Raw genomic sequence first — 18511 nt, forward strand, 5'->3', positions numbered from 1 at the left:
CACCTCGCTCCACGTTAACCAATCCGCCTCACCCATCCGCGCGGGCGACGATTTGCGGCCACTCTGTCCACCGTCGAGGCGCGTCCGGTAGAACCGGACATCGCCGCCCTGCCCCCGACCGCGCCGCCTTCCCCGGTCCCCGGCGCAGTAGCAAGAAGCCGACCGGACCCACTCTCTGACGCCAACCGCGCCTCGCGGCCAGCAAGCTCGCCCGTCGGGCTGCCAGGTTGTCCCCCGCCCCCCTCGGACGCCGGCCGAGCGGAAGGCCTGGGGTGCTCGACGTCCACCCCCGCCCTCCCCGGCCCACGGCGGGGCGGCGGGCCGGCAGGGCCGGGCGCAGCCTTCTGCGGCTCGGGGCTCCCGCCCTCCTCGGATCGGGCAGCCGCGTTGCGCGAGGGCCGCCCCTTCCGACCGGAGCCGCCGCGCCCGCCCTCCGCGGCCCCCTCGCCGCGCTCGATGCGGGCGCAGGTGTCCACGACGTGCGCTGCGTGCGCGACGGCGGCGGCGATCGAGGGCGAGGAGATCGCCATCACCGCCACGCCGCGCTCGCGCGGGCCGCCCGCCAGGGAGCCGAGCACCTGCTTGCTGCCCCATGCGACGGCGCGCCCCTCGGCGATCGCCCGCCGCACCTCCGGCAGATCCGCGCCCGCCGCCGCGTCGCACGCGACCAGCACGAGCGCGGCCTCGCCCCGCTGGCACGACCCGACGACCGCGTCGGCGCCGACCGCCACGCCCTGGGAGCGGACGGCCGCGCGGATGAGCCCCTGGAGCCGTCGCTCCGTCGCCTCCCGGATCGCCCGCGCCAGCGAGATGGTCGTGAGCGGCTCCGGCCCGGGGGCGGCCGGCTCGCCGGCGCGCTCCTCGCCCGTGCCGCCCGGGCCGGCGGCCCCGACGATCGCGTGGACCCGCCCCTTCGCCGCACGGGCGAGGCCCCGGGCGACCGCGGCCGCCAGGCAGTCCCGCTGCGGATGCACGTGCGCGCCCCGCCCGAACCCGCCGTCGCCCGGATCGACCGCGATCACGCCGCCGGGGCCGAGGATGAGCCGGACGAGCGGACGGGCGCCACGGGCGTCCTCGACGCCGACGCGCTCCCCGCAGCCGACGCACGTGCGCACCCGCCCCTTCTCGAAGGGCTCGCGCTCACCCGCGTCGCTCTGTCTGCTCACCGTCGATTCCATCCTTGGCCCTCTGCGCTGCCCCACTCCTTACGCGTGCCTCGCCTCCGCCGCGCGACGGATGTCCGCCCGCGCTGCATCGAGCACCTTCTGCTCGCTCTCGACGAAGTCCCGCGCGCCCTGCTTGATGGCGCGGGCCTTCTTGATGCCGAGGCCGGTGCGGATCGCCAGCCGATCCTCGTCCTCCCGCAGCACGTCCTCCACGCTGCGGTACCCGGCCTCCTCCAGCAGCACCACCGTCCGCTCGCCGACGCCGCGGATGAACATCAGCCGCTCGCGGTCGGTGAGCGGCTCGGTGCGCGAGCTCGCGGAGCGGATGCGCTCCTGCCGCAGCCGCTCCATCGTCGTGTCCGCCTGCGACTTGATGCGCTCGGCGGCCTCGGCGCCGCCGAGGCCCGGGATCGCGGCGAGCTCCTCGACCGACGCCTCGCTCACCTCCTCCAGCGCCCGGAAGCCGAGGCGGTACATGGACTTGGCGATCTGCTCGGTCACGCCGTCGATCTGCTGGAGGGCGGAGATCGCCTCCTCCTCCATCTGCTTGAACTTCGTCTCGCTGATGATGTCGAGCTTCCAGTTGGTCAGCTGCGCGGCGAGCCGCACGTTCTGGCCCTTGCGCCCGATCGCGAGCGACAGCTTCTCGTCCGGGACCACGAGCTCCATGCGCCCGTCGGCCTCGTCGACGATGACCTTGTGCACCTCGGCCGGCTGGATCGCGGCGATGACGTAGCGCGCCGGATCCCGGTCGAACGGCACGATGTCGATCTTCTCGCCGCGGAGCTCCTGGACCACGGCCTGCACGCGCGAGCCCTTCATGCCCACGCACGCGCCCACCGGGTCGACGTCCGCGTCGCGGCTCGTCACCGCGATCTTGGAGCGGGCGCCCGGCTCGCGGGCGACCGACACGATCCGCACGATGCCCTCGTAGATCTCGGGGACCTCGGCCTCGAAGAGCTTCTCGACGAGCCGGGGGTCGGAGCGGGAGAGGATGACCTGCGGCCCGCGCGCCTCGCGATCGATGTCCTTCACGTACGCGACGATGCGGTCCCCCGGCCGGTACGTCTCGCGCGGCGTCTGCTCGCGGAACGTGAGCACCCCCTCGGTGCGGCCGATGTCGACGATGATGTTGTTGCCCTTCTCGAACCGCCGCACGATGCCGCGGATGAGCTCTCCCTTGCGATCCTTGTACTCGTTGAAGATGAGATCGCGCTCGGCGTCGCGCACGCGCTGGAGCAGGACCTGCTTCGCCGTCTGCGCGGCGATGCGCCCGAAGGTCGTGCGGCCGTGCTTGAGCTTCAGGATGTCGCCGTACTCCTTGTCCTGATCGCGCGCCTTCTCCGCGTCCTCAGGGCGCCAGAAGACCTGGAAGCCGAGCTCCTCGCCCAGGGTCGCGTCCAGCTTGAGCTTGTTCACGTCGGTGATGGAGATCTCGCGCTCCGGCTCCGTCACGGCCTCGACCACGGTCATGTACTGGAAGAGATCGATCTGCCCGGTGTCCTCGTTGAAGCGCGCCTCGAGCTCGCGGGTCGGGCCGAAGACGCTCTGCGCGGCCTTCAAGATCGCGGCCTCGATCGTCTCGACAAGGATCTTCTTGTCGATCCCCTTCTCCTTCGCGACCTGATCGAGGATGCTGCCGAGGCTCGTCTCCGAGGTCGGCATCGCTGCCATCGTTGCCATGACGTCCCTGTCTCCTGATCTTTCTTCTCTCTACTTGCGCTTCTCGGAGCCGCGCTCGCTCCGCCCGGAGGACGGTCCCGGAGCCGCCCCCGCGGACCGCTTGGCCTGCCCCGACTCCTTAGCGGTCTCCTTGCCGTGCCGCTGCCCCTTCTTGGGCTTGGGCTGCGTCGTGAGCTCGAAGACGAGGCGCGCCTCCACGACATCCGAAACCGGCACCTCGATCCGCTTGCCGTCGACCAGGACCGCGACCTGCCCCTCAGGAGCCTGAAGGAGCTCGCCCCGGAGCAGCCGCTGGCCGTCCGGCGCGGGCCGCGACAGCTTCACCTTGGCCGCCTTGCCGAGGAAACGGGCGAACTCGGCAGGGGTCCGCAGCCGCCGGTCGAGGCCAGGAGAGCTGACCTCGAGGTTGTAATGGTTGGGGATGAGATCCTCGACGTCGAGGACCGACGAGACGTCGCGCGACACGTCCGCGCAGTCGTCCAGCGTGACGCCGCCGCCCACGTCGGCCGCCCCCTCGCGCTCGATCGTGACTCGCAGCGTCCAGCCCGCCCGCTCGGTCGTCCACTCCAGGTCGACGAGCGTGACCCCGTGCGAGGCGAGCACCGGCGCGACCGCGTCGCGAACGCGGCCGAGATCGAACGCGGCTCTGGTCGTAGGCTCCATCGGTTGCGGCATGTGAGAGACGTCACCCTCGGCGGATCCGGGACCTTCCGGCGCCATGAACCCCGAGCGACGGTGCCCGGCGCCCCTGCGCCAAAAAAAAAGAGCCGATTCCCGAACTGGGAATCCGGCTCGCGGATCCGCCTAGTTGTCGGCGGACAACCTAGTCGAATGCGGGCCTTCATGCAAGGGGGGATACGGGCAAACCGCTCCTGCATGGCCGGGGATCTCCCCGCCGGTTTTTCCCCGCGTCGCCCGCGTCCGGGCCGCGCCGCGTCACCGCCGGGAGGCGGGCCGCCTTACGCCAGATTCGGCAGCGCGACGATATCCACGTGCAGGACCTCCTCGAACGCCGCGATCTCCTTCAGGCAGGCTTCGCTCGGCCGGCCGGTGACCCGCATCTTCGTGCACGTGGCAGTGGCCCCCTCGAAGACCGTATTCGAGATCTCCTCGATGTTGATCCCGTGGCGTTTCATGACGCTGAGCGTGTTCGCGAGCACGCCGACCTTGTCCAGCATCCGGACGACGACCGCGTAGCGAGCGGGCGAGGTCGCGCAGATGTTGACCACGTTGGGCAGGTCCGCCTCCGTCAAGAAGGCGCGGATGATCCGGGCCGTCTCGAGGGCGACCGCGCGCTGGGCCTGCTCGGTCTGCGCGCCGATGTGCGGGGTCGCGTAGACGAGCCCCCGCCCGAGGAGGTGCGACTCGAACGGCGCCGAGCCCTTGTCGGGCTCGCTGGCGAAGACGTCGAGGCCGACCCGCAGCCCCTTGCGCGGGATGAGCTCCTCCAGCGCGGCGTAGTCGAGGACCTCGGGGCGCGCGGCGTTCACGACGATGGCGCCGTCGGGGAGCGCCTCGAGCACGCTCCGGCCGACGATGCCGCGCGTCTGCGGGGTGGCCGTCAGGTGGATCGTGAAGATGTCCGAGCGGGCGGCCAGCTCCTCAAGGGTCCGGGCGTAGCTGACGTCGAGCTTGGCGGCGCGGCCCGGCGTCAGCGAGCGCGACCAGGCGTGCGGCTCGAGGCCGAAGGCGCGGGCGCGCAGCAGCACCTCGCGGCCGATCGCGCCGAGCCCCGCGATCCCGATCCGCCGGCCGAACAGGCCGCGGGCCGCCGAGTACTTCGTCTTCTCCCAGCGGCCGGCCCGGAGCTCGGACGTCGCGTCGACGAGGCGGCGATCGAGCGCGAGGATGAACGCCATCGTCAGCTCCGCGACGGCGGTCGCGTTCTTGCCGGGACAGTTCGCCACGTAGATGCCGCGCGCGCTCGCCGCCGCCACGTCGATCGTCCCCACGCCGACCCCGGCCCGCACGATCAGGTTGAGCTGCCGTCCAGCCTCGATCGCCTTCGCCGTGACCTCCGTCGAGCGAACGACCAGAATGCCGACCCCGTCCAGGGCCGCCGGCAGGGTGTCCCTGGTGAGCTCCGGCCGGGACTCGATCTGGATCCCGAGCACCTTGAGCTCTTCCAGAGCCGAGAGGTCCATCTTGTCGGCGACTAGCAGGCGCATGCGGAAGGGAACGGTAACAGAAAAGCTCTCGCTGACGGCGTGCGTTCTGATCGCCGCCTGCGTTGCCGCCTGCGCGAGCGATCATCAGGTTTCTCCCTGGGGCGCCGCGCGCATGCCGCCCCTCGCCGCGTACGTCGCGCCCCCGGACCTCGACGCCCACCTGCGCGCCATCGACGCGGAGGCCGCCGAGCTCGGGCTGACGCTCGAGGTCGAGCTCCGCGGCGCGCTCCCGCGCCGGGGGGGCGAGGTGGTGCTGCGCGGCTACGGCGGGACCGACGCGATCGGGCGCCGCACCTCGGCGGTCCGCGTGGCGACCCCGCGCGGCGTGGTCATGGCCGCAGGGCCCCTCGACAGCGCGCGCGCGGACCGCAGCCAGGCGACCCAGCTGGTACCGTCGCTCCCCCCGGGCTCGGAGCCGGACGCGACCGAGCAGCTCGGGGCGTTCCGCTCCGGGACCGATCTCAACCGCGACGGCGCGCCGGACGTGGTGCTCAGGAACGAGGCGGGCGCGCTGGAGATCTGGGCCGTGCAGCCGTTCGGCGCGGCCAGGTACGCCGTCGAGCTCGCGGCGCCGCCGCGGTTCGCGCTCGACGTCGACCACGACGGCACGCTGGAGCTCGCCGGTAGGGTCCCGGTGACCGAGGGGGATCCCATCGCGCCGGATCTCCTCGACGTCGCGGGCTTCGAGGGCGGTCGCTACACGCACCGCGGCGGCGCGGCGCGGTCGTTCCACGCGGCGCGCGCGGGAGGCTCGGGCGCGGACGCGGGCGGCCAGGGCAGGCCGAAGGAGCCGGAGAAGGACGACGCCGCGCGGCTCAGGGGCGCGCTCGAGCGGGCCTGGCACGCGCTGCTCGCGGGCAGGCCGGCGGCCGACGCGCTCGCGGCGCTCGACCGGGAGCCGGTGCCGCCCGCGCTCCGGGAGGCGTTCGCGGCCCACCGCGCGCGGGTGACGGGCGCGGCGCCGGCGGCCCCGGGGAGCGCGCCGGCGCGGTAGGGGCCGGGCGGCGCGGCCGCGGCGCGCCTACTCGTCCGCAGGGAGCATCGGAAACGCCTGACCGAAGGTGACGAGGATGTCGCCCGGGAGCGAATCGGGCTCCCGGTAGCCGCGCGTGAGCGGGAAGCCCCAGTCGGCGCGCATGACGACGCGGTTGAGCTGCGGGAAGAGGGCCCGGAGCCCGAAGCCCGCCGACTGCTTGAGGCGCAGCTCGCCGTAGCCGTCGAACGCGTCGCCGGCGTCGAAGAAGGCGGCGCCCGCGATCTGGCACGACCAGATCTCGACCGGGCGCGAGCGGAGCTCCAGGTTCGCGGAGAGCACGTCCTCGCCGATGAACGCCGCCGTCGGGTACCCGCGCAGGCGGGTGTCGCCGCCGAGCTGCGACCTCCGGTTGAGGTAGTTCCGGTAGCGGTCGAGCAGCCGCACGTCGAACACGAGCCGCCCGAGGCCGAAGCTCGGCGTGTGCACGCGCGCGCGCGCCTCGATCGAGGCGTCGAAGATCTGGGAGCGGTCGAACTCGGTGATCGTCTTGACCACCGCGCGCGCGAGGCCGTCGCCGAGCGCGACGGTGTACGCCGCCGCGGCGGAGACCCCGAGGAAGCTCCGGGTGGAGTTGAGCGCGGTCGTGACCGGGTAGATCAGGATCGAGAGCTCGTGCCCGAGGCGGTAATCCTCCTGCAGCGCGAGCGTGTTGAAGTCGAGCACGCGCGAGAAGCGGGTCGAGTACGTGGAGTACTTGAACGTGGGCGCGACGCGGGTGTCGCTCACCGGCATCTGGCTCGCCTCGAACTCGGCGATCGCGGCCGGCGCGATGCCCGCGGGCGCGTCGAGGCGGTAGACCCTGCGGCTCGCCTCGATGCCCACCGAGAAGTCGTGCTTCACGGTGGAGCCGGCGCCGCCGCGGCTGCCGAAGCTGCGCGTGACGGCGTAGCTGCCCACCAGGATATCGCTGCGGTAGCGGTACGGGACGCCATCGTCGTCCGGCGTGGCCTTCGCGTCGAAGGTGGCGAGCTTCGTGCCGATGAAGCGGCGCGTCACCTCGTCGCGCCACGAGATCTCGGCGTCCCAGGCCCACTCGGCCTCGGTCGCGTAGAGCGGCTGCCCGTACACGAACGTGCCGCTCGAGCCCTCGAGCGCGCCGGTCTCCCGCGCGACGATCGCGTTCAGCTCGGTCCGCAGCCGCACGTGGCTGCCCCCGATGCGCGGCATCGCGTAGGCGACGCCGAGCGAGAGCGCGCCGGGATCGAGCGTGAGCTGCGCCGCGACGGCGTGGTGGATGCCGAACAGGTTCGTCTCGGCGGGCTGCAGGAAGAGGTACTCGAGCTTCCCCCCGGCGAAGCGGTAGTTCGAGTTGAGGCGCAGGCTCCAGACGTCCTTGGTGGCGACCGCGACCCGCACCCGACCCGGCGCGCTGCCCCGCACGGCGAAGATGAGGACGAGCGACACCTGGCTCAGGCCGCGCAGGTTGCGCGCGGACTCGTCGGCGAGCGCCTGCTCGTAGGGGCGCCCGACCGCGAGCAGCACCTCGCGCCGGATGACGTACGGCCGCGAGAGCACGTGGAACCAGTTCAGGAAGGACGGAGCGGGATCGCGGTCCTCGATCACCTCGAACGGGACCACGTCGATCCCCTCGACGATCTTGCCATCGGGCGCGGGATCGAGCGTCGCGCCGAGCCGCGCCAGGGTGCGCTCGATCGTGGCGCGCTCGTAGCTCGAGTAGCCCTCGATCTGCCGAGGCGCGGCGTCAGCGGCCGGCGCGCTCTGCTGCGCGTGCGCCGCGGTCGCGAGGAGCGCGCCGAGGAGCGAAGGCGCGCAGCGCATCAGCACGATCGATGCGCACCGCACGCGCCGCTCGCCTCAGTAGGACTCGTTGGCAGGGTACGTCGCCATGACGTTGATCTTGTACTTCACGTACTGGTGCGGGATCGTCCCCCAGTCGGGCGTCGGCATCGCGCGCTTCACGCAGCGGAGCAGCTCCTTCGTCTTCGCGCGGTTCACCGTCGTCGACTTGCCCGCGTAGAGGTTCGTGCGCTTGCGGCGGAAGTCCATCTCGAGGACGTAGCTCACCGTGATGCTCGTCTTGCCGGACGGGGCGCACTGCACGTTGTCGCGGATCGCGCGCGCGAGCGCATCCTCGAAGAAGGTGACGTGATCGCAGCGCTCGGGCGGCGTGGTGCCCGGGCCGGGGTTCTCGCACTTGATCGTGGTGAACGGCGAGAGCGTGACGCCTTCGTCCACGTGGGCGCCGGCGTCGGCGAGCGCGCCCGCGTCCCAGGCGTAAGCGCCGGCGTCGGCCGTCGCGGCGTCCGCGGACGGGATCGACTCAGGCTTCGGGCGGCGCCAGAGGTAGAGCGGCACCGCGACGACGATGAGCCCCGCGACGAGCGCGATGATGATCTGGAGCCGCACGGGGCGCTCGCCGCCGCCGCGGCCGAGGTATCGGTACGGCGAGGGCTGAGACGGCGGGCTGGACGGGAACGGAGGCCGGCTGTTCATCGGACGCGTTCAGGTTCAATCGATGAGCGTCCGCGCAGGGCGCCCGGGCTCGCCCTTCACCAGCGTCGCGCCGAGCTCGAGCGTCTCGGGGAGCATCCCCTGAACCTGCGCGACCACCTGCTCGACCACGTGGCGCGCCTCGTCGATGCTCGGACCCACGATCGAGACCACGAACTTGAGCGGCCCCGTCCGCCCCGCCACGGCGGGCGTGAGGCTGAGCAGGAGCATCTCGGTCAGATCGATCACCCGCTGCGCCGCCTTGCGGAGGGCGAGCATCTCCAGGATGGTCGGGCGCTCGCTGACCTGGCGGTTCGGCCCGCGCAGCTCGTAGCGCGCGACCTGCATCGGCACCTCGGCCCAGTCGGCGAACAGGCCATCCTCGTCGATCGCCTTCATCAGGTGCTCGCGCACGAGCAGGCCGGTGAGGCCGTCGCGCTTCGCGAGGTACTGCTTGGCGCGCCGGTGCTGCGGCGAGTCCGGGCCGAACGTCACGAGCTTCATCCGGCACTCGCCGACCTGCACCTCGCCGCCGTGCAGCAGCGAGACCTGCGACTTGCGCTCGTAGTTGAAGTCCGCGTAGGTGCCGTTCGTGCTGCCCTGATCCTCGATGAGCCACGAGCCCGTCTGCCACTTCAAGATCGCGTGCGCCCCCGAGACGGTCGCCTCGGGCACGCACAGGCTCTGATCGCTGCGCCGGCCGAGCGCGAGCTTCGTGTCGTGCAGCGGGAGCAGCGTGCCGACGATCTCCGGCGCGTTCGTCGCGTACGTCACGAGCAGCGACTGCGCGCCGGGGGTGAAGTTCAGCTTCAAGGCGCCGCCCGGCGGCGGGCCCGGGTCGAGGCGCTCGCGCGGCAGCTGGATCGGGCTCGTCGTGAGCTGCGACGGGTTGAAGAAGCGCATGTGCCGCGCCTGCGGCCGCATCGACGGGTCCTCGTTGAGGCCGCGGAAGATCTGCCGCACCTCGTCGATCGACAGGCCCGCGGGGACGTCGAACATGATCTGCTGCTTCATCGTCTTGAGCCGCGGCTTGTAGCCGGGCTCGGGGACGCGGCAGGTCCACATCTCCCAGAGCGTCAGGGCCATCGCGTACACGTCGTCCTCGGGGCTCGCGCCGCCGTTGCGCAGCCGCTCGGGAGACATGTAGTTCGGCGTGCCGCCGTCGGGCGGCGCGCCGGGGCGGCGCGCCGAGGCGCGCGCGCGCTCCTGCGCGAAGCCGAAGTCGAGGATCACCGCGCGGCCCTCGGAGACCATCACGTTGCCGGGCTTCAGGTCGCCGTGCACGAGGCCCTGCGCGTGGATGGCCGCGAGCCCGTTGCACACCTCGCTCGCGATCTTGCGGAACTCGTCCGCCGTGTAGCCGCCCTGGGCCTTGCGCTTGCGGATGTGCGTGTGGAGCGTCTGCCCGGGGATCTGCTCCATCACGAGGATGGGGCCCCACGGGCTCGGCGCGAGGTCGTGCACGCGGCAGACGTTCGGGTGGCCGACCGAGCGCGCGAGGAGCAGCTCCTGGCGGAGCGCCTCGTCGTCGCCCGGCATGCGCGACTCTTCGCGGACCACCTTGAGCGCCACGGTCTGCTGCGTCGAGCGATCGAAGGCTAGGAAGACCTCGCCCATGCCGCCCTTACCGAGGCTCTGACGGATGTCGTAACGATCGTTGATGACCGTTCCGGCAGTGATGGGAGGAGGGGGTGTCTTGGTCACGGCCCGCGGTGGATGAAAGGAGCGCGAACCGGAGCGTGCCCGACACCGGCTGCGGCGCACAGCGTCGTCCATCTGAACGTCGAGCGCAACGGTCGTTCTAGGGAACAGACAGGACGCAGCGCGGCGGCAGCCGCCAGCCCGCTGGTTTGTGCCGAGATCGCCCCTCCGGACGCCCCGGGCGCCGGGATCTCTTCGGGATCTCTTGACGATGGCCGCCGATTTGTTTACGCGGCTCGGCCAGCCCGGCGGGACCGCCGCGCGCGCCGGCGCTGGCGCCGCGAGGCGCGCCGGGCCAGCGAGCCGGCGGAGCCGAGATCCGGCGCAGCGCCCCCGCCGGCCCGGAGCCCGGGACGGACGCGATCACCGGACCGCAGCGCCGCGGATCCTCGGAGGACCGATGCGCTGGGACGGCTGGATGGAGCAGGAGCAGCAGGAACAGAGGAGAGCGCGCCTCGCCGCGGCGGCGCTCTGCGCGGCGGCGGCGGCGTTCGCGGTGGGCTGCGGCGACGACGCGGGCGGGAGCGCCGGCGCGGCGTCGGGCGGCGGCGCGGACAGCGTCGGGTGCCTGGACGCGCGATCCCACGGCGCGCCCTTCTCGCTGGTCGACCCCGCGTGGTGCGCCGTCGCCGTCTACACGACCGACGAGGAGATCGGCTTCGCCTCGGTGACGTGGGGACGGCACGGCGGGCCGATGTTCGCGCGGAGCGACGCCGGCGGCGCGGCGGAGATCGTGCGGCTCACGCCGCCCGAGGGAGCGGACGGGGAGCTCGCCGCGGCATCGACGACGATCGACGCCGGCGTCCCCGACGGCGCCTTCCTCGGCGCACAGGCCGTGGACCTGCCCTTCTTCGGCTGGACGGCGCTCTCGTGGACCAGCGCGTTCCCCGACACGCTCGGCGAGGTGATCCTGATCGAGGATCGCGCGGTGCGCGCGGTGGCGGAGCGCTACGAGGTGAACGGCTTCTTCGCGGCCGCCGCCGTCGAGGGGCGCCTGCTCTACACCGGGCTGTCGCCGCTCGGCGATCCCGCCGCGGGCGCGAACGGCCTCTATGCGGCCGACCGCTGCGGCGCGGCGGGGCAGGACGCGCGGCTCGTGCCCGAGGGCGACGCGAGCTGCGCGGCGCCCGCCGCCGTCGCGGCGTGGGGCGACAGCTCCGGCCCCGTCGCCGCGGACCTCCGCGGCAACGTGGTCGCCGTGCTCCCGTCTGCAGACGGAACGCAAGAGGCGCGCGGCTTCGCGACCGAGGCGATCGCGCGAGGCGCCGGGCCTACGGAAGGCGACGTCCTCTTCTCGCTGCCGGGCAGCGGCACGAGCCTCGCTGCCCTCGCGCCCGAGCAGGGCGCGCCGGGCGTCGTCGTCTTTCAACCGAGCGACCCCGCGACCTACGAGGCGCTCGCGCCGGTCGCCGTCGCGACCAGCGACGACGGCGGCCGCGTGCGCGCCGAGGGCTCCCCGGCCCCGCTCGTCGAGCTTGCCACGGCGGGCACGCAACTCTCCCTCTTCACCGACGACGCGAACCGCCTCTGGATCGGCGGCCCCCTGCCGGACGGCGGGTTCCTGTTCGCGGTCGCCGTCCGCCGCTGAGCCACCCGCCTCGGGCGGGCCACGCCGCGCCGCTCACGCGCCGCGCCGCGGCCTCGTCATCGCGGCGCCGCGGCCTCGTCATCGCGGCGCCGCGGCCTCGTCATCGCGGCGCCGCGGCTCACCGGCCGTCCGGACGGCAGCGCACCAATCTCCGCGCATTTCTTGCGCGTATCGTGACACTGCAGATTGACACCTCAGAGTCGCCTCAGTCACACTGACTTCGAGGCGGCTGCTGTGTGTCCAATCTTTACCTCCTCACGCTGCCCGAGGAGAGGCACGACATGCCTGATGGCCGACAGCCAGAGGTAACCGGCAGCTCGAGGGGATCGAGGTCTGCCGCGCCCGACCCGCTGCTAGGGCGTGTCATCAACGGTCGCTTCAAGATCGTCAGCGTCATCGCGCGCGGCGGCATGGGCAAGGTGTACAGGGCCGAGCAGGCGCCGCTCGGCCGCATCTGCGCCCTCAAGGTGCTGAGCCCCAAGTACGACGGCGATCACGATCCCGAGTTCCACCGGCGCTTCTTCCTCGAGGCGTCGACCGCGGCGAAGCTCTCGCACCCGAACACGGTCACCGTGTTCGACTACGGCCAGAGCGACGACGATATCTACTACATCGCGATGGAGTACATCGAGGGGAAGACCCTCCACCGCGTGCTCCGCGAGGAAGGGCCGTTCCCCGAGGCGCGCGCCGCGCACATCGCCCGCCAGATCTGCCGGTCGCTCCGCGAGGCGCACGGGCTCGGCGTCGTGCACCGCGATCTCAAGCCCGGCAACGTGCTGCTCGTCGACCACGAGGACGAGCACGATCACGTGAAGGTGCTCGATTTCGGGCTGGTCAAGGACACCCAGAGCGGCGAGGACCTGACGCAACAGGGCCTGTTCATGGGCTCGCCCAAGTACATGGCGCCCGAGCAGATCGCCGGCAGCGGGGTGTCCGCGCGCACCGATATCTACGCGCTCGGCGTGATGATGTACGAGATGCTGGCGGGCCAGGTGCCCTTCGACAAGGGCGCGAGCGTCGGGACGCTCATGTCGCACGTCAACGACCCGGTCCCGCCCATGCAGGCGCACAACCCGAGCCTTTCCATCTCTCAGACGATGGAGGGGATCGTCTACCGCTGCCTGGAGAAGGACCCGGCGCAGCGGTTCTCCTCGATGAACGAGCTCCTGGCCGCGCTCAAGTTCGCCGCGGGGGGCATCTCCACGCGGGACACCGGGGAGACCGCGCCCATGCTGCCCGGCGCGGCGAGCCACCGCCCGTCGGCGCCGTCGTATCCGTCGCTCCCGGCGTATCCGCGGCCCCCGTCGTATCCATCGGCGCCGTCGTCCCCATCGGCGCCGTCGTATCCGCCGATGCCGTCGTACTCGACGACGAGCGATATCTCCGGCCTCTCCACGCCGAACTCGTCGCCTCCCACGAGCTCGCCCGCCACCTTGACCGCCCCCGTCGCCACCGACAGCGCGCTGCGGCCGCCGGCGGCGCCCCTGTTCGTCGCGCCGTCGATCACCGATTCGATGGGCACCGATTCGATGGGCACCGATTCGATGGGCACCGACTCGATGGGCACCGACTCGATGGGCGCCGACCCGGTGGGGGCGCGCCCGGCGCCGCACCCCGACGGGCTCTCGTCGACCCAGCCCGGCGCGAGCCCGGGCAGGCGGCTCGTGCCCTGGGCGATCGCCGCGGCCCTCGCCGCCGTGATCGGCGTCGCCGCCGTCATGACGACGCGCTCGCCGGCGGCAGAGACGAGCGCCGCGGCGCGCGAGCAGGGCGCGGGGAGCACGCCGCCGGTCGAGGCGCCGCCGGCGGCGACCGCGCCCGCGGCGCGCCCGCTGCAGGTCGAGAGCACGCCGCCCGGGGCGGCGGTCCGGGAAGGCAACAAGGAGCTCTGCGCCGAGACGCCGTGCGAGATCATCTGGCGCGGGACGGCGGCCGCGCTCGCGTCGGAGCACGAGCTCGTGTTCGAGAAGACGGGCTATCGCCCCGCGCTCGTGCGCGTCTCCGGCGCCGAGGAGAGGGTGCGCGCGCGGCTCGATCCGGCCCCGATCGCGGCGCCGGGCGCCCCAAGCAAGCCCAGGGCGAACGTCCAGAAGGCGGATCCATACAAGAGCAACCCGTACTGACGAGCGCGCGCACGCGCGCCGGCCGCCCTGCGCGAACGCGCGCCGGCCGCTCTGCGCGCACGCGCGCCGGCCGCTCTGCGCGCACGCGCGCCGGCCGCTCTGGTAGAATCGCCGCGCCTTCGCGGCCAGAGCCGCTCGCCATGACCAGAGTGGCTTCGCGCTCGCGGGAGGGGCGCGCCGGGCGCTCCCCTCGTCGATGAAGTGTTCGGTGTGATGTGGGGAGCCGCGCCGTCCGCGCTCCCGAGCTCTCGCCGGGATCGCCGTCGCGGCCCGGCCTTTGTCGCCGGAGGATCGCGGTCGCGCCCCCGGCCCCGATGAGGACAGGGCGAACTCATGTCGTCTCCCGATTCCTGCTCGCACGGCCGGAACGGCGCCGCCCCGGCGCCCGCCCCGACCCACGACGCCCGCCCGCCGCGCCCCGCGCGGCCGCGCAGCGGCGCGGCGCTCGCGCGGCGGCTCCTCGCCTGCGCCGTCGCCCTCGGCGCGACGACCGCCGCGCGCGGCGCGCTCGCCGACGCCCGCACCGAGGCGCGCCTCCACTTCCGGGCAGGCATGGACCTCATCGCCCAGAAGCAGTTCGACGAGGGCATCCGGCAGCTCCAGAAGGCCAACGAGATCCTCCCGCACCCGAACGTCGTCTTCAACATCGCGCGCGCGCACGCCGAGGCCGGCCACATCGAGCAGGCGATCGCCGCGTACCGCGAGTACCTCGCGAGCGATCCCGCGGACCGGGACCAGGTGACGCGGATCGTGGAGCAGCTGGAGCAGCGCCTCGCCGCGCAGCGCGCCGCGGCGGCCCCGGAGCCGAGGCGGGCGCCCGCGCCCGAGCCGCAGGCGCCCGCCCAGCCCGCCCCCGACGACGCGCCCGCCCAGCCCCCCACCGCCCAGCCCCCCGCGGGAGCCGCGGCACCGACCGGCGCCGCCGCGGCGCCGACGCCCGCGCCGGCCTCGAGGGCGGCGCACGTCGACGCCGCGGGGATCGTCGGCGCCGCCCGCACCGAGGACGTCTACCAGGAGACCGTGATCACCGCGTCGCGCGGCGCCCAGAGCCCGCTCGACTCCCCGAACTCGACGACCATCGTCACCCGCCAGGACATCCGGCTCTCCGGCATGACCCGCATCCCGGAGCTGCTCCGGCGCGTCGCCGGCATGGACGTCATGCAGATCACGGGCGGCGACGAGAACGTCTCGATGCGCGGCTTCAACAGCCGCCTCGCGAACAAGCTCCTCGTCCTCGTGAACGGGCGCACGGTCAAGAACGACGTGCTCGGCTCGACCTTCTGGGAGGCGCTCTCGATCGACGTGGATCAGATCGAGCGCATCGAGGTGGTGCGCGGCCCGGGCTCGGCGCTCTACGGCGCCGACGCGTTCGCCGGCATCGTCAACATCATCACGATCGAGCCCGGCGCCGGGAAGAGCGGCTTCCGCGCGGGCTACGGCGACCACCAGCAGGGCTACGGCTCGGTGTGGGCCTCGGCGCGCGAGGGCGACTTCGCGTACCGCCTGTCCGCGGGCTACACGCGCTATCCGCGGTGGACGCGCGAGGTCTCGGGCGACCGCATCGACCTCGAGACGAGCGGCCAGAGCCAGGATCTCGGCGCGCAGAACGTGCGCATCGATCTCCGGGCCTCGCAGCGGCTCGGGCCGCGCCGCGAGCTCGCGGTGGGCGCCGGCTACTCCCGGAGCGAGCTCGACATCTACGGCATCGGCCCGTTCAACGACTACAACCTGGAGGCCGCCAACACCGACGCCTCGGTCGCGTACCGCGGCGAGAACGTCAACGCGCGGACGTACTACTCGTACATCGACGGCTACTCGCTGCTCAACGCCGCGTACCTCGGGCACACCCTGTACGCGGGGCGGCCGCGCCAGCACATCGTCAACGCCGAGCTCGAGTTCGCGAAGACGCTCCGCGCGCCCGCGCCCGTCGTGCACGACTTCCACATCGGCCTCGGCTACCGGCTCAAGGCGACCGACTGGAGCTACCTCGACGGGGACATGCCGATCGAGCACCACGGCTCGGTGTTCCTCCAGGACTCGATGAAGCTCGGCGAGCGCGTCACGGTGGTCGCCTCCGGCAGGCTCGACTACGTGCCTTACCTGGAGCGGCTCATCCCGTCGCCGCGCGGCTCCGTCATCGTCAAGCCGACCGCCCGCCAGGCGATCCGCCTCTCCGGCTCGACCGCGTTCCGCTCGCCCACGTCGCTCGAGGCCTACGTCGACCTGCCGATCCAGCTCGCGCTGCCCGGCCTCGAGCTCCTCTCGACCACGCGGCCGCCGGTCCGGTCCGATTTCATCATCGACCCCGAGCAGATCATCACCGCCGAGGCGAGCTACCTGAACCAGCAGAGCGATTACTTCGAGTTCGAGGTCACCGCGTACTACAACCGCGTGAGCGATCTCATCGTGCTCGCCGAGCCGCAGCGCATGACGCTCTCGCAGCGCGCCCAGGGGGTCGGGGGGCTGAACCCGGAGACGGGGCGCTACACGTCCGGCTTCGGCGGCTTCGAGAACCAGTGCGACGTCTACCACGTGGTCGGCGGCGAGCTCGGCGGCCGCGTCTACCCCGTCGAGGGGCTCGACATCTTCGCCAACTACGCGCTCAACCTGTCGGAGCAGCAGCGCCCCGCCGGGTGCAACGCCCCCGAGGACGAGCGCACCAGCCAGCACAAGGTGAACGCCGGCGTCCAGGTCCGCACCCCGATCGGCGTCGACGGCGAGGTCACGTTCCACTACCAGTCCGCGCAGGCGTGGGCCGAGCAGGTCCCGGCGGGGACGGTCATCGCCACCACCGTCTACCCGCTGCCCGCGTACACGCTGCTCAACGCGCGCCTCGGCTACCGCTTCCTCGACAACCGCGCCGAGATCTCCGCGACCGTCTTCAACGCGCTCGACGGCCTCGGCGAGGCGCCGCTGCAGATGCACCCGTTCGGCAACCGCATCGGCCGGCGCTTCATGGGATTCTTCCGGTACTCGCTCTAGGCACCTCCATGCTCGGATCCAGCCCCCGCACCGGTCTCCTCCTGCTCGGCGCGCTCCTCGCGGGATGCGAGGAGGCGGACGTCTTCATCCCGCTGCCGGACCAGAGCGGCCCCGCCGGGGTGCTCGACGGCACGGTGACCTACACCGGCCCCCGTCCCTGCACGAAGGACGGCCGCGTCGTCGGCGCCGCGATCGTGCTCGGCTTCGACACGCGCCTGCTGCCGCCGCCGGAGGGGCTCGGCACCTCGGCCGCGAGCCTCGACGTGATCCCCGGCGACGAGCTGTTCGGCGGCCTGGGCGCCGCGCTCGATCTCACGAACGACGGCGCGCTCCGCTGCCCCGCGCCGGACGATCCGCCCGTGACCGTGAGCGCCACGTGGCGGCTGTCGCCGCTGCCCGCCGGCACCTACCAGGTCCGCGGCTTCTACGACCACGACGGCGACTTCGATCCGATCTTCAGCATCGCCGACCTGCCGACCCGGGGCGACGTGGCCGGCGGCGCGATCGAGAACGCGACCGAGGTGCTCGGCGGCGCCGCCCCGCGGTACCGCGAGATCGCGCTCGCCGCCCCGATCCCCGCGACCGGCGCGCGCGTCAGCGGCATCGCGGTCACCCTCGGCCTCCCGCTCCCGCTGGAGCGGCCGATCTTCCACGTCGCCGAGGTGCTCGCGCCGCCCACCGGCGTCCAGGAGGGCCCGGGCGAGGTGGTCATGGCCTCCGACTTCCAGCTGGAGACGTTCAGCCTGGGCAATCCCGGCGGCACCGAGGCGTCGCTCCTGCGCCTGCGGCTCGCCGCGGGCGTGCCCGACGAGGAGATCGCCAGCGCGGCGAAGCCCCCGATCTCGCTGCCGGTGGGCGGCGAGCCCGCGCCGACCCTCACGTACGCGCGCCAGGACGTGAACGGCGACGGAGCGCTCGACGGCTACGATCACGTGCCCGACTCGGCCCTCCTCCCGGCGCTCTTCCCGATCGCGGTGTTCGCGAAGCAGGGCGGCGACGACCCGCTGGTCAGCCAGGCCGCGCCCGCGGTGCTCCTCCAGGGGCTCACGATCTACGACGACCTCCTGACCACGGCCACGCTCGGCGCGGAGCCGCTGAACGAGCCGCGGGGCAGCGCGCTCATCGGCGTCCGGCCCGCCGCGCTCTGCATGCACCCGACCGAGCCGGAGCGAGGCGGCGTCCTCGTGATCAGCCACGCGAAGGACAAGGAAGGCAACGACATCATCGCCGAGCAGGACGCGCCCGAGGTCGAGGAGGCGCTCGCCCGGCAGTTCGGGCGCCCGATCGAGATCGTCTACGGCTGCCTGCCCGAGGGGCGCTACGCGATCAACCTCATCTACGGCACCGGCCAGGCCTGGACCGTGCCGAACGAGGCCGGCGTGTGCGCGCCGTCGGAGGCCGCGCCGTCCCCCGACGTCTGCGGCGCGCGGCCGCGCCTCGCGTCGCAGGACATGGTGCTCCGCATCGGTCCGCCGGACGACCCGGCGTACTGCGCCGAGCACCCCACCCCCGCGCTCTGCCTGCCCTGAGCGCCTCGCGCCTCCCTGCCCCGAGCGCCGTCGCGCCCGCCCCGAAAGAAGCGCCGATTTCCTGCGGAGAGCGCCGGTTGCGCC

Annotated in this window: 12 protein-coding genes; 5 read left to right on the plus strand and 7 right to left on the minus strand. The window is 73.0% G+C overall.

From position 1 onward, the window contains the following. Positions 1 to 14: 14 nt before the first annotated feature. The 4 genes from WMF20_RS33875 to WMF20_RS33890 form a co-directional block, all read right to left on the minus strand. The gene (locus tag WMF20_RS33875) at positions 15 to 1166 is read right to left on the minus strand and encodes a DUF448 domain-containing protein (protein WP_437605976.1); all 1152 of its coding nucleotides are present in this window, start codon (positions 1164 to 1166) and stop codon (positions 15 to 17) included. 39 nt (positions 1167 to 1205) lie between these two features. Then, a complete protein-coding gene (nusA, locus tag WMF20_RS33880) occupies positions 1206 to 2831 on the minus strand; it encodes a transcription termination factor NusA (RefSeq protein ID WP_275938176.1) in 1626 nt (541 codons plus the stop codon). 48 nt (positions 2832 to 2879) lie between these two features. After that, positions 2880 to 3512, minus strand: a complete 633-nt coding sequence (gene rimP / locus WMF20_RS33885) for a ribosome maturation factor RimP (protein WP_437605977.1) — start codon at positions 3510 to 3512, stop codon at positions 2880 to 2882. A gap of 296 nt (positions 3513 to 3808) precedes the next feature. Continuing rightward, on the minus strand, positions 3809 to 5017 hold the full coding sequence (locus tag WMF20_RS33890; protein WP_129578221.1) for a phosphoglycerate dehydrogenase: 1209 nt from the start codon (positions 5015 to 5017) through the stop codon (positions 3809 to 3811). Positions 5018 to 5129: 112 nt separating this feature from the next. On the opposite strand from WMF20_RS33890, the gene WMF20_RS33895 reads away from it, so the two are divergent. Then, entirely contained in the window at positions 5130 to 6011 is an 882-nt protein-coding gene (locus WMF20_RS33895) for an FG-GAP repeat domain-containing protein (protein WP_437605978.1), read from the plus strand. 27 nt (positions 6012 to 6038) lie between these two features. Here WMF20_RS33895 and WMF20_RS33900 read toward each other — a convergent pair whose 3' ends face one another. From WMF20_RS33900 to WMF20_RS33910, 3 genes are read right to left on the minus strand one after another with little or no spacing between them, the layout of a single operon-like run. Then, positions 6039 to 7856 carry a hypothetical protein gene (locus WMF20_RS33900; RefSeq protein WP_437605979.1) on the minus strand — a complete coding sequence of 606 codons (1818 nt, stop codon included), beginning with the start codon at positions 7854 to 7856 and terminating at the stop codon, positions 6039 to 6041. 12 nt (positions 7857 to 7868) lie between these two features. Continuing rightward, positions 7869 to 8507, minus strand: a complete 639-nt coding sequence (locus WMF20_RS33905; RefSeq protein ID WP_129578223.1) for a hypothetical protein — start codon at positions 8505 to 8507, stop codon at positions 7869 to 7871. A 15-nt stretch (positions 8508 to 8522) separates the two neighbouring features. Then, the gene (locus WMF20_RS33910; RefSeq protein ID WP_272826330.1) at positions 8523 to 10208 is read right to left on the minus strand and encodes an FHA domain-containing serine/threonine-protein kinase; all 1686 of its coding nucleotides are present in this window, start codon (positions 10206 to 10208) and stop codon (positions 8523 to 8525) included. A 397-nt stretch (positions 10209 to 10605) separates the two neighbouring features. Between WMF20_RS33910 and WMF20_RS33915 the strand changes: the two genes are divergently transcribed. From WMF20_RS33915 to WMF20_RS33930, 4 genes are all read left to right on the plus strand, one after another. Next, complete coding sequence (locus WMF20_RS33915; RefSeq protein WP_437605980.1) at positions 10606 to 11793, plus strand: hypothetical protein; 1188 nt, start codon at positions 10606 to 10608, stop codon at positions 11791 to 11793. A 236-nt stretch (positions 11794 to 12029) separates the two neighbouring features. Beyond that, entirely contained in the window at positions 12030 to 13916 is a 1887-nt protein-coding gene (locus tag WMF20_RS33920) for a protein kinase domain-containing protein (protein ID WP_437605981.1), read from the plus strand. Positions 13917 to 14249: 333 nt separating this feature from the next. Continuing rightward, positions 14250 to 16898, plus strand: coding sequence for a TonB-dependent receptor domain-containing protein (locus tag WMF20_RS33925; RefSeq protein WP_437605982.1), 2649 nt, complete (start codon positions 14250 to 14252; stop codon positions 16896 to 16898). Between the two features lie 8 nt (positions 16899 to 16906). Beyond that, positions 16907 to 18427 carry a hypothetical protein gene (locus tag WMF20_RS33930; protein WP_437605984.1) on the plus strand — a complete coding sequence of 507 codons (1521 nt, stop codon included), beginning with the start codon at positions 16907 to 16909 and terminating at the stop codon, positions 18425 to 18427. Positions 18428 to 18511: the final 84 nt, after the last annotated feature.

The sequence above is a fragment of the Sorangium sp. So ce834 genome, from assembly GCF_051521425.1.
GTDB classification, from domain to species: Bacteria; Myxococcota_A; Polyangia; order Polyangiales; family Polyangiaceae; genus Sorangium; species Sorangium cellulosum_D.

What these genes read in the sequence shown, in the direction of transcription:
- nusA (WP_275938176.1), bottom strand. Translation starts at nt 2,831, where the DNA reads ATGCCGACCTCGGAGACGAGCCTCGGCAGCATCCTCGATCAGGTCGCG.
- rimP (WP_437605977.1), bottom strand. Translation starts at nt 3,512, where the DNA reads ATGGAGCCTACGACCAGAGCCGCGTTCGATCTCGGCCGCGTTCGCGAC.
- WMF20_RS33890 (WP_129578221.1), bottom strand. Translation starts at nt 5,017, where the DNA reads ATGCGCCTGCTAGTCGCCGACAAGATGGACCTCTCGGCTCTGGAAGAG.
- WMF20_RS33895 (WP_437605978.1), top strand. Translation starts at nt 5,130, where the DNA reads ATGCCGCCCCTCGCCGCGTACGTCGCGCCCCCGGACCTCGACGCCCAC.
- WMF20_RS33905 (WP_129578223.1), bottom strand. Translation starts at nt 8,507, where the DNA reads ATGAACAGCCGGCCTCCGTTCCCGTCCAGCCCGCCGTCTCAGCCCTCG.
- WMF20_RS33915 (WP_437605980.1), top strand. Translation starts at nt 10,606, where the DNA reads ATGCGCTGGGACGGCTGGATGGAGCAGGAGCAGCAGGAACAGAGGAGA.
- WMF20_RS33925 (WP_437605982.1), top strand. Translation starts at nt 14,250, where the DNA reads ATGTCGTCTCCCGATTCCTGCTCGCACGGCCGGAACGGCGCCGCCCCG.
- WMF20_RS33930 (WP_437605984.1), top strand. Translation starts at nt 16,907, where the DNA reads ATGCTCGGATCCAGCCCCCGCACCGGTCTCCTCCTGCTCGGCGCGCTC.